General features: G+C 53.1%; 9 protein-coding genes, 1 tRNA gene and 1 pseudogene. 5 read left to right on the plus strand and 6 right to left on the minus strand.

Annotated elements, in window-relative coordinates:
• Window positions 1–77: 77 nt before the first annotated feature.
• Window positions 78–160, minus strand: a tRNA-Leu gene (locus HW115_RS17690).
• Between the two features lie 90 nt (window positions 161–250).
• Window positions 251–1,534, minus strand: coding sequence for a glutamate-1-semialdehyde 2,1-aminomutase (gene hemL, locus HW115_RS17695; protein WP_178934551.1), 1,284 nt, complete (start codon window positions 1,532–1,534; stop codon window positions 251–253).
• A gap of 174 nt (window positions 1,535–1,708) precedes the next feature.
• Here hemL and HW115_RS17700 point away from each other — a divergent pair, with 174 nt between their 5' ends.
• The 3 genes and pseudogenes from HW115_RS17700 to HW115_RS17710 all read left to right on the plus strand — a co-directional run bounded on the left by HW115_RS17700 (window position 1,709) and on the right by HW115_RS17710 (window position 3,333).
• Window positions 1,709–2,092 (plus strand): hypothetical protein, encoded by a 384-nt coding sequence (locus tag HW115_RS17700; protein ID WP_178934553.1) that lies wholly within the window; start codon window positions 1,709–1,711, stop codon window positions 2,090–2,092.
• A gap of 15 nt (window positions 2,093–2,107) precedes the next feature.
• Window positions 2,108–2,392 (plus strand): annotated as a pseudogene (locus HW115_RS17705) (TlpA family protein disulfide reductase); the annotation flags it as partial.
• Window positions 2,393–2,598: 206 nt separating this feature from the next.
• Window positions 2,599–3,333 (plus strand): hypothetical protein, encoded by a 735-nt coding sequence (locus HW115_RS17710; RefSeq protein ID WP_178934557.1) that lies wholly within the window; start codon window positions 2,599–2,601, stop codon window positions 3,331–3,333.
• Between the two features lie 278 nt (window positions 3,334–3,611).
• Here the strand turns inward: HW115_RS17710 and HW115_RS17715 are convergent, their stop codons facing one another.
• On the minus strand, window positions 3,612–4,268 hold the full coding sequence (locus tag HW115_RS17715; RefSeq protein WP_227021641.1) for a YdcF family protein: 657 nt from the start codon (window positions 4,266–4,268) through the stop codon (window positions 3,612–3,614).
• An 8-nt stretch (window positions 4,269–4,276) separates the two neighbouring features.
• Window positions 4,277–6,484: a GDSL-type esterase/lipase family protein gene (locus HW115_RS17720; RefSeq protein ID WP_178934559.1), complete on the minus strand. Its 2,208-nt coding sequence runs from the start codon at window positions 6,482–6,484 to the stop codon at window positions 4,277–4,279.
• 316 nt (window positions 6,485–6,800) lie between these two features.
• On the opposite strand from HW115_RS17720, the gene HW115_RS17725 reads away from it, so the two are divergent.
• Together HW115_RS17725 and HW115_RS17730 are read left to right on the plus strand one after the other, a co-directional pair.
• Entirely contained in the window at window positions 6,801–9,878 is a 3,078-nt protein-coding gene (locus HW115_RS17725; RefSeq protein WP_178934561.1) for a vitamin B12-dependent ribonucleotide reductase, read from the plus strand.
• A 385-nt stretch (window positions 9,879–10,263) separates the two neighbouring features.
• On the plus strand, window positions 10,264–11,214 hold the full coding sequence (locus HW115_RS17730) for a hypothetical protein (RefSeq protein WP_178934563.1): 951 nt from the start codon (window positions 10,264–10,266) through the stop codon (window positions 11,212–11,214).
• A 421-nt stretch (window positions 11,215–11,635) separates the two neighbouring features.
• On the opposite strand, the gene HW115_RS17735 is transcribed toward HW115_RS17730, so the two are convergent.
• Window positions 11,636–12,685 carry a DUF1214 domain-containing protein gene (locus tag HW115_RS17735; protein ID WP_178934565.1) on the minus strand — a complete coding sequence of 350 codons (1,050 nt, stop codon included), beginning with the start codon at window positions 12,683–12,685 and terminating at the stop codon, window positions 11,636–11,638.
• A 9-nt stretch (window positions 12,686–12,694) separates the two neighbouring features.
• Entirely contained in the window at window positions 12,695–14,104 is a 1,410-nt protein-coding gene (locus tag HW115_RS17740) for a DUF1254 domain-containing protein (RefSeq protein WP_178934568.1), read from the minus strand.
• Window positions 14,105–14,147: the final 43 nt, after the last annotated feature.

The following is a 14,147-nucleotide window of genomic DNA, read 5'->3' on the forward strand; positions in this document are numbered from 1 at the left end:
TCCAGAAAATTCGACAGCCGTGGCTGAACCAATGGCTGAAAGCATAAGAAAAACGGAACAACAGCAACAGAGGAAAGTACCGGGAACAGGGGTCGAACCTGCACGCCCTAGGGGCACCAGATCCTAAATCTGGCGTGTCTACCAATTCCACCATCCCGGCCTGACACGCCGCGACTATAGAAATCAACTCCCACTTGGCAACCGTATTTTTATCCGATCTCTATGAAAAATACGTCATGCGCCGCGATGCTCACACATTGGCCAAACTGGCGGCCATTGCCTCCAATGTCCGGTCAATTTCCAGCTCTCCGTGTGCCACGCTGATAAAGCCGGTCTCATAAGGGCTGGGAGCCATATAAACTCCCTGCTCGAGCATTGAGGTGAAAAAGCTGCGGAAAGCCGCCTTATCCGCCGTCATCACCGAGTCCAGATCCACAATTTCCTCACCTGTAAAAAACAGGCAGAACATCGATCCCACACGGTTAAAGCGGTAATCCAGCCCCTTCTCAGCCAACAAAGCCCTCACTCCTTGCTCCAGCCGTGCCCCGAGTTGCTCCAGACGTGCGTAACCATCCACACGCTCCATTTCTCGCAGTTGGGCCAAGCCCGCAGCCATCGCAAGAGGGTTACCACTTAAGGTTCCAGCCTGATACACGGGACCATCAGGCGCCAGGTAGTCCATGATTTCAGCCTTACCGCCAAAAGCCCCCACCGGCAAACCGCCGCCGATCACCTTCCCCATCGCCGTCAAATCGGGAATCAGCCCTTCCAGCTCCTGCACGCCTCCTTTGGCCACCCGGAACCCCGTCATCACCTCATCAAAAATAAACACCGAGCCATACTCCGAGGTAAGCTCTCTCAAACCACGTAAAAAACCCTCCACGGGAAAAATCAACCCGGCATTCGCAGGGTAACTTTCCACAATCACGGCTGCGATTTCATCACCCCATTTTTCAAACACCTCACGCAACATCTCCAGATTATTGTACGGAAGTGTGATCGTTTCAGCCGCAAATCCCGCAGGCACCCCCGCCGAATCCGGCTTGCCGTGAGTCAAGGCCCCCGACCCTGCAGCCACCAACAAACTGTCCACATGCCCATGGTAACATCCGACAAATTTGACCACCTTATCCCGTCCGGTAAACCCTCGGGCCAGACGGATTGCACTCATCGTGGCCTCCGTTCCCGAATTCACCATCCTTACCTTTTCCACCGAAGGAACCCAATCGACAATCAACTCTGCCATTTCCACCTCATAAGGGTTGGGAATACCAAACGACACCCCGGCCGCTGCGGCCTTGGTCACGGCCTCGGTCACGCACTCCGGCGCATGCCCGAGAATCGCCGGCCCCCAGGTCCCAACGTAATCAATCAATTCATTGCCATCGACGTCCTCAATCCGGCACCCCTTGGCGCGGTTGACAAAAAACGGCTCACCATCAACATTACGAAAAGCTCTGACCGGAGAATTCACTCCTCCCGGAATCACATGCTTGGCTTTCTGAAACAACTGCTTGGATTTATCTGTCTTCATAGGCAAGGATCTGAGCATGGCCACTCGAAGCAAAATTGGCAAGCTCTGCAAACAAGAATCACATGCCGGTCCGCTTCCTGAGCAAAGCCTGATATTCAGAAAAAAAACATCCACCCAATCCCACACTCGACAATCCCCCCGGAATCGATCATCTCTCTGTTAACACCTACCATCATGAACATCCATTCCACCATCACGGCCATCACCCTGGCCCTGACCGTAGCCTCGGCCCAGGCAAGAACCTGGACCAGCGCCGACGGCGCCAAAACCTTCGAAGGAGAATACGTCAGCCATACCGATCTCTCCGTCACCGTCATCAAAAACGGCCGTAAAGTAACCTTCAAACAGGATCTCATCTCCGAAGCAGACCGAACCTGGATCAAGGAAGAAGCAAAAAAAGCGGCTGAAGCCACCGAAGAATCCACCAGCTTGGACGATCAGGTGATCGGCAAAAAAATCAAAGGGAAAACCGTCCGGACCGGCGACAAAAAATTCATCACCGAAGATACCACCAAGGTCCCTCAATACTACTTCCTCTATTTTTCAGCCAGCTGGTGAGGCCCCTGTAAAACCCACGCTCCACAGTTGGTGGAGTATTACAACAAAAGCATCGCCGACAACGACAAGGTGGAATTCCTCCACGTCAGTCAGGATGACAGCCGGCGCGACGCCCTCAACTGGGCTCGCTCAGCCAAATTCCCCTGGCTCACCGTGCTCAGTTCCAAATCCAAAACCTCGGGGCTGGCGAAATACGATTCGGGCACTCCCAGCTACATCCTGATCGACAAAGATGGCAACGTCCTCGCCAGCGATGAGAAAAAGTGCATCAAAAAAATCAAGGAACTCACCGGTAAATAGCGGCCAGCCGGAAAGCCTCCCGCACCGATCCGCCTTGTCCGAGCCCTCGCCCGGGCACTCCAAACCTCTGAATCGCACCCCCGTAAAATTCAGATTGAATATTTTTCTTTGCTCCCCCGTCTCACCCGGCACGCGTGCCACGGTGGACATTCCCTGCTGGAGTTTTCGACCGAGCGCGCTATCTTAACGTTTATCTCATTAACTCCATGAAACGAGCCACCCTACATCGACTCCTATCAGCCATCGCCGTTCTGGCTTCCCTTGCCCTCGCATCTCCCAGCTTCGCTGCGCCAAGAAAGTCACTGCTCGATAACGACCCGGAAGTGGTCTACATCAACGAGCACCTCGATCGCACCATCCACCTGATGGTGGCGCAACCCGCCGCCGCTTATTCTTCGAAAAACGGAGGACGCAAACTCGGAACCTTCCCGGCAAACACCAAAGTCGAACTCCTCGCCATCGGAGGAGAAAATGCCTACCGGGTCAAAGGCAAAACCAAAAACAGCACCGTCTCAGGCTGGGTGTCTCCAAAGCTCCTCGCATCCAAAGACAAAAACTTCATCGCCAACCTGAAGCAACTCTACAAACGTCAGATGACGGTCAAGGAGCTGATCGAAAATCAGGATGTCGCCATCGGTATGACTCTCGATGAAGTTAAGCTGTCTCTGGGAGAGCCGACTAAAACCGAAGTCAAACAAACCCGCAAGGGCTCATCCGGCAAATGGGAATACATCATCACGGAAGAAGAAAAACACTACCAAACCATCAGAGATCCACGCACGGGTCGCACCTATCGCCAGGTTACCCATATCACCACCGAGGAACGCGAACGCACCACCCTTGAGTTCGAAGACGACGTGGTCACCTCCGTCACCCGTAAGCGGGATAACGGTCCAGGGAAGGTCCGCATCATCCCTGTGCCCATCGTCTGGGGCTGGTAAAACCAAGTAGTAAAACAGACGGGACGATAGCCGAGATGAATGAGTTCTTTGGTAAGGCGCGACGAAGGAATGGTGCGGGCACCATGACTAAGGAGAAACAAAGCCAAAGGAGTCATTCATCCGGAACTCTCATGGATCACGCAGTGCTTTTCCACATACCTCAACAACGATCAATCGTCTCGTCTGTTTTGCGGAGTGGTATAACACTCCTAGCCCGGCCTTGAGCCCCCCCCCTTCTACGCGCACATAGCGCACTGGAACAGGGCCAGATGACCGACTCAGCAGCTTGTCCCCTCAAGCAAATGCTTGTCGTATCCGATACCGATAAGCAGGCGCATCGCCTCATGCACCTCTTCGGGAACATTCTGTTCGATCATATACCCCATCTTGGGATACTCGATAATGCGCTGCAGGTCTCCGACCATGATCGCAATCACCTCATCCCTTGGTATTTCCTCATTGCAGTAATGCTCGAAATCGAGCTGCGGGGAGGTCACCTGAACGTCCAATTCCGGCCATTGGGCCCGGATTGTTGCATAGGTTCTGCGCTCCATGTATGGTTTCTGCACCGCAATCGCGGTCAGCACCTTGACATCGGATTGGTCCAGCACCTTGCGGGTCAACGATACGTTCTCCCCGGTATTGGTGGATAGGTTTTCAATCAAGATCACCTCTTCGGGCACGCCCAGCTCCATCGCGCGCTCGGCAAAGAGATTCGCTTCCGGCTTTAAAAACACCCCTTCGGTAAAATTACCAAGACCTCCGGACATCACCACCAACGGCGCCATACCCGCATGCCACAACTCCGCGACCCGGTCGGCAACCCTCAGATCATGGCTGCCGAGAGCCCAGATAATACCGGCCCGCTCCAGATGGTGGCCCATCTGGTGATAATTCCAAATATGCTCTATGGCCTCGCGTTCTGTCATATTCATACCCACCATTATTCCTGTTTCAATCTTGCTGCGGTCTGTTCCGCAATCACCTTGGCCCCGTCCGCATTCGGATGAATATGGTCGGGAAACAACGCCCCCTTCCCTTCGAAGGGAGTCGACATATCGATGGTTTCGACGTGCTCCGCCTTGGCTACTTGCGCGATAGCAGCATTGATCGCATCCACACGGGCATCCCCAAAGTACCGCTGCCCCTTGAACAATGGTGCCAACTTATGCCAGATAATTACTCGCGGATGACTGTCCAACTGCTTGTAAGCCTGGATCAGCTCACGGTAATTGGGAACAAACTCGGCCTTACCGTAGCGCCCCCAATCCATGATGTCATTGATACCCAAATTACAAATCACAATATCGGGTCTGAATTTAAGCGCCTGGGCGTGCTCGGGCATAAACAAATAAGCCCGCTTACCTTTGCCGCGTTTCGATTTTTTCAGAATGCCACGCCCCGAGTTACCAAAATTGCGAACCTCATACTGATCTCCCAGCAGCTGCTGCAGCTGGGCCGGGTAGCTGTTCTCCTCACGGTTTGCGATCCCGGCTCCAAACGTAATGCTGTCACCGATACAGGCAACCCGGATCACCGCTGCCTTTTGTTTGGCCGCCGTATCCGCAGCTCTCTTACTTCCATTCGTATTCATAGTTCCTGATGATTGATCGCCACCACCCAGCTGCGTCCGAAACGGACTGGCCGGCAAGCCCTCCGCATTCACCAGATTGCAGTCTGGATTGTTGGCCCAAGCGTAACGCAACGAGGCCGGCTTGCGCACCGCAGCACTGGTAAGTGTAAGATACGCTCCCTGAACATTCGCCTGCGCCGGATGAAAAATCCGATCCTTGCCTGCCAACTCAAAGCCTCGGATACGACCGCCATCCGACGGCTTCATACCCTGCCCATGCTCAAAATCAAGAATCACTTTACTCCCCTTGACCACACTGCGCCGATAAAGCGGACCGTTGGCCACCAGGTCCTTCCCATACGCCCCGGCCAAAGCGAGTCGGGCCAACCGCTCACCGACGGGCTTTTTATCCCCCGGATGCACATTGGTCGGATGCCCTACATCAATCGTCACCGCCATACCGACATGTTTAATCTCACGGCTGGCCTGCAACTGCATCTCTCGAAACTCCGGCCACTGGCGGTTCAATCCCGGCAACTGCACATAATACACCGGCAGCTCCGGTGCATTCCACGCCTGCCGCCAACTCTTCACCAGAGACTTGAACTTCCGCTTGTTCAAAGCTGCATCCACCGGAGCGCCACCGGCACCATCCACCGTGGCATTCGACTCCCCCTGGTACCAGATCACCCCCTTCACTGGCAGGGGTAAATAGCGTGCAATCCCGGCATCCCACAAGTAATGCGGAGCAAAAGGGTGAGGAGGAGCCTTTGCTTTCAGCTTTGGGTCCGCCAGCCAATGCGTCAAATTCAAAGCCGCCCGTTCCCGGCACCACTGCGGGTAATCCTTGTTTTTCCACCACTCGTTCAAAAGCGGCTTCAAGACCGAATCCGAAGCCATCACCTCCGGTGAAAGATGAGCCTCAATCGGCGTTCCCCCCACCGCATAGTTCACCAGACCAATCGGCACGTTCAACTCACGACGCAGCTTTTGACCAAAAAAGTAAGCCACTCCCGAAAACGATGCCGAACTGGCCGGAGCACAGGGCTGCCAGCCAGAACTCGCATAGTAATTCTCCATCGTCATGTTCTTGAGGAAGTCCACCGCGAATTTTTTGCCCCCTGGATGCAGCGTCCCCCGATGATTCAATAATCGCAGCCCGGCATCCTCCGAAGCGGCTATCGCCTCCTTCCCTCCCTTGCTTTGCTTGAGCATCCATTGCATATTGGACTGTCCGGTCGCAATCCACACATCCCCAAGCAACACATCCTTGAGCACCACACTCTCCTGCCCGGAAGAAACCTGCAGCTCCCGCCCATCAGCAGACGCTGGCATGGCCCCCAATGTGACATTCCAATCTCCCCCGGCATCAGCCACTGTTTCCTTCTCCCGATCCCCAAACTGCACCACCACCTTCTGCCCCGCATCCGCCTGCCCCCAGACCGGGATGACTTTGCCACGCTGCAACACCATGTGGTCTGAAAACACATCCGCCAATTGCAATTCTGCAAGAGCCGGATGTACCGTACACAACAAGCCCAGCAAACAGAAGAAAGGACGGCCAAACAACGATTTCATACCCCACTATCTACCAGAAAACACCACGCAATCAAACCCAGGACACTGGTATCACAAACCAACCTGATCGACCCAAAAAAGCCTAACATCACCCTACTTTGCATCATTTTTTCAAGACTATGCATATCTTGCTGTAAAGCCCTTTCGCCTTGCCAACTGACAAGATATAGGGGTATTATTTTTAAACACATACAACATATTGTATGCAGAACGCATTCTTTAAAGTCAAAAACAACCTCCGCCACAATATATTGCCCATATCCGGTATTCATACCCATCCGAATCATCTGAACCACCATTAACCTACATAAGCACCATGTCAGTCCCTCCAGTCACTGCCGACGCTCCCAAATCAAAGAAATCCAAATCCTCTGGACCTACAACACCGTCCAAGGCCCTGAGCTTTAAAGCAACGTTCGCCACCCCCGGTATCTGCCCATTCGATGACATTGAATGGTCCGACCGCACCGCTGAAATCACCGACGACTCCGGCGGCATCATGTTCCGTCAGGAAAACGTCCAGGTTCCAGCCTCCTGGAGTGAACTTTCTGCAAAAATTGCCGTTTCCAAGTATTTTTACGGAGACATTGCCAAAGGAACCGACCCATCTACAGGGGGGCGTGAAACATCCATTAAACAACTCGTCCACCGCGTCACCCGCACCATCGCGGATTGGGGACTCGAAGACGGATACTTCGCCGACAAGGAATCGACCGAAGTGTTTTACAACGATCTCACCTGGCTCTGCCTGAACCAATACGGAGCTTTCAACTCACCGGTCTGGTTTAACGTCGGTCTCTATCAGGAATACGGCGTCGGCAAAGACGGCGGACAAGGCAACTGGCGCTGGTCAGACGAAAACAATGAAGCCATCCGTGCCACCACCCAGTATGAATACCCACAGGGAAGCGCCTGTTTCATCCAAAGCGTAGAAGACAACATGGAAGACATCATGCGCCTTGCCACCTCCGAAGCCATGCTCTTCAAATATGGCTCCGGCACAGGTTCCGATCTCTCCACCCTGCGCTCCACCCGCGAAAAACTCACCGGCGGCGGCCACCCATCCGGCCCGCTCTCCTTCCTCCGCGTTTACGACCAGGTCGCCAACGTCGTCAAATCCGGCGGCAAAACCAGGCGAGCGGCAAAAATGAACACCCTGAAAGACTGGCACCCGGACATCGAGGAATTCATTGAAGCCAAAACCATCGAAGAGAAAAAAGCCTGGGCACTCATCGAACAAGGATACGATGGATCCTACAACGGCGACGCCTACGGCTCCGTGATGTATCAAAATGAAAACCTCACGGTGCGCGTCGGGGATGAATTCATGAACGCCGCCATCGAAGGTAAGGACTACTGGACCCGCAACGTCAGCGACGGCGACCCTTGCGAAAAGAAAAACGCCCGTGAGATCCTGCGTAAAATTGCCGAAGGCACCCACATCTGTGGTGACCCCGGCATGCAGTTCGATACCACCATCCACACCTGGCACACCTGCAAGGCATCCGGACGCCAACACTCGACCAACCCCTGCTCCGAGTTCCTCTTCCTCAACGACACCGCCTGTAACCTCGCCTCACTCAACCTGATGCGCTTCAAGGACGCCGACGGCAGTTTCGATACCAAACGCTTCTCCGCCGCCTGTAAACTCTTCATCACGGCACAGGAAATCATTGTCGACCGAGCCAGCTACCCGATCAAAAACATCGCGGAAAACTCCCACCTCTTCCGCCCGCTCGGACTCGGCTACGCCAACATCGGTGCCCTGATCATGAGCTACGGCCTGGCCTACGACTCCGATGAAGCACGCCACCTCGCCGGCTCCATCACCGCCCTCATGGCCGGTGCCTCCTATGAGCAAAGCGCAGATATGGCAGCCGCCCGCTCGGCCTTCCCCTGCTACTTCAATTCCGCCTACCCGTCCAACCCCAACCCGGAAGAAACATCCAATGAAACCGCCATGCTCGAGGTCATCGAACACCACCGGTCGAAACTGGATAACTTGGCACCCGAAGCCCGCTTTGCCAACATCACCGCCGCCGCCCGCAAATCCTGGGATGCCGCCCTCGAAAAAGGCAAACAATTCGGCTACCGCAACTCCCAGGTCACCCTGCTTGCGCCCACCGGCACGATCGGTTTCCTGATGGACTGTGATACCACCGGAATCGAACCCGACATCGCCCTGGTGAAATACAAACTGCTGGCCGGCGGAGGTATGCTGAAAATTGTCAACCAAACCGTCGCCCCGGCACTGCAGTATCTCGGATACTCGAAACCGGAAATCACCGACATCCTCGCCCACATCGAGAAATACGATACCATCGAGGATGTAGTCGACGAACAAACCGGAGAGCCCGTCTGCAGTCACCTCAAGCCCGAGCACCTGCCGGTCTTCGACTGCGCCTTCAAGGCCCACCAAGGCAAACGTAGTCTCCACTACCTCGGCCACATCCGCATGATGGCCGCGACCCAACCATTCCTCTCTGGAGCGATCTCCAAAACGGTCAACCTTCCGGAGGAAGCCACCATCGAGGATATCATGGAAACCTACATCGAAGGATGGAAACTCGGCCTCAAAGCCATCGCCATCTACCGTGACGGATCCAAACGCTCCGCCCCACTCAATACCAAGAAAACCGAAGGCATGGGCGGAGAGGCTGACAAGGTCGGAACCAGCAGCGACAAAGATGATCTGATCGCCAAACTCGAAAACAGCATGGCCGAACTCGCCATCGAAAACGAGAAGCTTCAGAAAAAAGCCAACGAGCCGGTCCGCCAATACATGCCGGACACCCGCCAGTCCATCACCCACAAATTCGAAGTCGCCGGACACGAAGGCTACATCACCGTCGGCCTCTTCGATAACGGCCAACCCGGTGAACTCTTTGTCCAAATGGCCAAGGAAGGTAGCACCATCGGCGGCCTGATGGACTCCATGGGAGCCCTCACGTCGATGGCCTTGCAATACGGTGTGCCACTGGAACGCTTGGTCAAGAAATTCGCCTACCAGCGATTCGAGCCTAGCGGATTCACCAAGAACCCGGATATTCGCAACGCTTTCTCGCTGACCGACTACGTCTTCCGTTGGATGGGATGCTCCTTCATCCCCGGCTACCGCGAAATGACCTCCCCTAACCAGGGACAAACCGAACTCCCCATGCCCGAAATCGAGACCATGGAGAAAAAGGCCGTCAACCGCCCGGTTCCCGAGCTCATTACCGACACCGCGGCTGAGCGAAAAGCAGCCCAAGCCACCGCAACCAAACGGGTGGATACGGCCATCGGCCACGCCTACATGGAAACCCCATGCACCAACTGCGGCAGCGACAAGGTCATCCGAGCCGGAGCCTGCGGCTGCTGCACCGAGTGCGGAACCTCCCAAGGCTGCAGCTAACCCAGCAACTCCATCCACCATTCCTTTTTGGCGACCCGTTCGCTCAATGGCAACCAGTCGGCATACCCTGTGTGTGTCGGCTGGTGATCGGGGGGAGAACTAACACCCCTCTAACACATCACCAGAAAGTAGGACAGGTTTCCCAACCTGTCGGCTAGCCATGTGAACCTAGCAGCCACAAAGGTTCAGGAAGGAATCATACCCTATCCTCACTTACCGTGGCATGGAGGAAGAATCGAGAGATTCAAATACTTAGTCAACACCTCTCATGCACCTTATCTATTCCTCTATTTCTTGGCAACCAGCCGGCATACTGCTCGTGCGCCGGCTGGCAACAACCAATTAACCAAGGGACCACACCTTCAATCAACCCATCATTTACTGCATGAAAACATTCAAACGAAATCTAATAAAATTACTGCTCACATCTATTCTGTTAGCATTTGGATCAACACAATCTCACGCTGACAGCGCGAACACGAATCAAATACATATGGCAAATGATCAATTTTCACTAACTTGCCATATCCCCATAGTCATCGAAGCTGATGAAAAGCTATACTTTTACTACAAATGCACTCTGAAGAACACGTCCAACGAAAAAATACGCATACATAAGCAAGCTCAAACTCATGCGACAAAAGATGGGAAGTATTCCAAATTCAAGCGGTATGCACATCAAATACATCAAGAGTTAGCCCCTGGAGAATCCACAACTTGGATGCAACATGCAGTGGCAACCTCTGAAGGAGACTTCAAATTGAAGGTCAGTATGGACACCTTCAAAAACATAAAGACTTCGGAAACAACCGCACAAATCAAAAAAGTCAAGCATCCTGAATATGAAATTAATTTTCTTAACAAGGAAATCCAGAAGAACGCAGACAACTTCCCTCTCATAAAAGCAAACACAGATGAAACCCTTGGCTCTTTTCATAAGTTTAGCTTCACCAACAAACCTGTAAAAGTCGGCAACTATATGGTTAATGCTTTTATCTTTGAGGCTCCAAAGGAAGAACGGGATTTGGTTTGGAGCTTTAACAGCGAAGGATTTTCAGGTGTATGGTATATACTACCGGTAAAAGGTACAATGAAAGGGTTTACTCATTTCCACAAAAGACAACTAACCGAAAACAACAAAACCATCGGGAAAATAGGAGACAAGATGATTTTGCAAATCCTACCTGCTCACAGAATGACCCCTGGAGAAAAATACATTCTCTGGTTTAACAATAAGATCATGCCCTACTCCTTTAAGCATGTCACATTGTCGCTTAACTTCCCCCCCTTGGGTAAAAGCTCATACAAAGATGTTTTTCCTCGTGGAGTCTATTAATGGACACAATCACGTAAAAAAAAACATCCAAGTTAGGGTGCAACCATGGCCTAGCCATTATCTGAGAACCTCAAGCCAAGCCTAAAGGGCACCGCAATCTGCACCCGTTCTTCCGGAGCCTTGTTAAGGCTCAGTCTCGACACCAAAGCACTTCTCCATCGTCGATGTATTGATAATTCCGGGATTCTGGAGACTACCCTAAGAGACTAAGGAGAAGGGGGCGAGAAGGGGTCGGTTCATACCTTTGGCCCTTTCCTCTAACAACCGAAGAAAGTAGGACAGGTTTCCCAACCTGTCGGCTAGCCATGTGAACCTGTCAGCCACAAAGGGACATTCCTTCCTGGCCTTTTTTATTCAATGCAACCAATCGCTTCCTGAACTCTTATCCACGCTGTTTCAATTATTTGTTAGCACGTTAGAATTACTTTGTGGGCTTGATTTCCGGCAAGGACCAAGAACCATCAAGGATCTCCTTGCGCGGCTGGTACATCCGCACGGCATAGTTCCAACCTTTAGTGATCGGCAGGTAATTTACATTTTTGGGATCACCGCCGAAATGGAACGTGAAGGAGCCGTCTTCGTTAGGTTTGGCGGAAAAATTGTTGTAGCTGTTCACCCCGAGGTCGTTTGCCTCGAGATACCCGTCGGCATTGTAGATTGTGATCGACCAGAAGGCGTCCACAGGGACGTCTTTAACAGTCACCACATGTGGGGTGTTGCCATCGTTCTCATCGACGCTGCTCAAAATATAGAGAGCGGCCTTGCTCGGTAGTCCTCCCCATCCAGCGGCAGCACCAAGCAAATAATCCACTGGTCGGACCTCCTCTTTACGACCGAATGCATAGGTGGTCTCAAAGCCAAGAGCCGCCAGATCGTTAAGCGATTTGCGTGCCACCGCGAGTTGATCCGTGTCCCAGTTTGGAGCCTCAAATGGACCGCTGCCACCGCCGCTCATGCTGAGTTTGTCCTGAACCGCGTGGGCCTTGACCAGGTCATCGGGGTCGCCGGCATTGTAAAATGTGCGGATGGCAGCGAGGGCAAAGCGCGTGCCCACCTGCTTCTCAGTCAGCTCGTAGGTTCCCGGTTTCGACTCCACGAACATGTAATGATCCTGGTTCACCACATGCATGGACATGTAACGTTTACCTACCTCCGGCAGTGTAATTTTCACGGGTTGGGATAGATCCAGCAGCACTCCCGAGTAGAGCGTGTCTTGGTTCATGCGGATCACAGGCTGATTTTCCGGTGTTGTGGGCTCGCGGAGATGCGTGAATTTGCCTAATTTAACATCCATCATCTTCATGTTCTGGCGGATCATGTGATCTGATTCGGCTCGCACAAAGTTGGATACGTTGACTGGTTCTTTGCTCTCATCGGCGAGAACCGTTGAGCCAAGGATTGTTGCTGCGTAGACGGCAATGCTAGTGGTAATCGTTGTTTTCATCATTTGTTTTTTGTGGTTAAATTTCATCTATTCATCTCATTGAACTTTTTTTGCCTTGGGCGGCGACCAGGTGCCGTCAAGGGCATCTTGCTTGGGCCAGTAAAGGCGCATCACCAAGAAAAACGGACCGTTTGGTGCGGGCAACCAGTTGGACTCCTTGTCTTTGCCGGGTGAATCCTTTTGCACGTAGAGAGTGATGCCGCCATCAGCGTCCTTCTTGAGATCGGGCAGCATCGGCGAATTGATTAGATAACGGTTGATCGGATTCGCGGTGAGCAGGCTTGACGGCAGTTCATACATGGTCAGTGACCAGAACGCATTGACCGGCGGCAACTGGCCCGGTGCAAACCGCATCGAGTATCGATTTTTTGACGCATCCAGTTTCTGACCGGTCGCATCAACGAAATAAATTGGATACATCGCCTCTTCTGCCGAATTGCCATAAATACCGCCCACGGCACCAGCCATGCGTAAGAGGTAATCGTTTTTCAACGTTTCCCGTGTCCCGAAGGCATCGCTCGCTGTCACCTCGCCGGCGTCAACACGTTTCATCAGCCTATCGTGCTCTTTCCATGCATCGGCCATGCCGTCCTCTACCGCCTTGCGGATTTCGAGGGAAAGCGTTGCTTCATCAAAGGACTTGCCCGCACCGATCCCCAGCTTTGCAAATCGGGCCATGAGGTCCTTCTCGGAGGAATGCGTGGGACAGAACTGCAGAGCAAAGTTCAGGATTTGAAAGAACTTGATCGATGTGCGCTGCTGCTCGGGCGTGAGCGGATTGATGAAGTCAATCGCTGGCGCGGCCTTGGGCGTGGGCTTACCTAGAAACTGCGACAACGTTTGCACCTTGTAGCCAGCTTGCACTTTCTTCACATTATCGAGATCCTCGGGGTTAATGAGTTGAGTTCGATAGATTGCAAAAACCAGTTCTGTCTCAGACTTGATCACCGCTTTGATGCCCTCCGGCTTCTCACCCTTCCAGTCCGGGCCGGCGATAAGGAAACGACCGCCATCGTGTCCAGTGGTGCGGCTTCCAAGGTAGGCGAAGTTGTGGGTATAAGTATCGATCAACTGCACAGAGAAATAGCGGCTCTTATCGATGACTGGCAGCGTTAGAACGATTGGCTCAGTCCGTAGATCCATGCCGAGCATGGAATAGGGGGTGTCAGAGTTAGGTGTCTGAATCGTCTTGTCTTCGGGCGTGTAAACACGGGGCGTGCTATTGATCTGATTCCATGGTGCTTGAAACTCAGGGTTGTCGCGATCCACGAAGTAGGCGTGTTGAACGCGATAGTTGTCCACGATGGAGTAGCCGTAAATGTATGCATCCTTGGCGATGGTGCGGGCTTCAGTTGGCGTGACGTCGGTTTGAGCGCTCACGTGCAGGGAGCAAACCGCTAGAGCTAGCACAGTCAGGCTGGATTTTATGATAGGCTTGGTATTCATGATTCTGACGGAGTATAAATTGAGGTCGCCATTAATTGACCGT

It is taken from the genome of Oceaniferula marina (assembly GCF_013391475.1).
Taxonomy (GTDB): Bacteria; Verrucomicrobiota; Verrucomicrobiia; order Verrucomicrobiales; family Akkermansiaceae; genus Oceaniferula; species Oceaniferula marina.

Excerpts from the sequence above, each read along its gene's own strand:
- HW115_RS17735 (WP_178934565.1), bottom strand. The coding sequence starts at position 12,685 with ATGAAATTTAACCACAAAAAACAAATGATGAAAACAACGATTACCACT.
- hemL (WP_178934551.1), bottom strand. The coding sequence starts at position 1,534 with ATGAAGACAGATAAATCCAAGCAGTTGTTTCAGAAAGCCAAGCATGTG.
- HW115_RS17720 (WP_178934559.1), bottom strand. The coding sequence starts at position 6,484 with ATGAAATCGTTGTTTGGCCGTCCTTTCTTCTGTTTGCTGGGCTTGTTG.
- HW115_RS17730 (WP_178934563.1), top strand. The coding sequence starts at position 10,264 with ATGAAAACATTCAAACGAAATCTAATAAAATTACTGCTCACATCTATT.
- HW115_RS17740 (WP_178934568.1), bottom strand. The coding sequence starts at position 14,104 with ATGAATACCAAGCCTATCATAAAATCCAGCCTGACTGTGCTAGCTCTA.
- HW115_RS17710 (WP_178934557.1), top strand. The coding sequence starts at position 2,599 with ATGAAACGAGCCACCCTACATCGACTCCTATCAGCCATCGCCGTTCTG.
- HW115_RS17715 (WP_227021641.1), bottom strand. The coding sequence starts at position 4,268 with ATGAATATGACAGAACGCGAGGCCATAGAGCATATTTGGAATTATCAC.
- HW115_RS17700 (WP_178934553.1), top strand. The coding sequence starts at position 1,709 with ATGAACATCCATTCCACCATCACGGCCATCACCCTGGCCCTGACCGTA.
- HW115_RS17725 (WP_178934561.1), top strand. The coding sequence starts at position 6,801 with ATGTCAGTCCCTCCAGTCACTGCCGACGCTCCCAAATCAAAGAAATCC.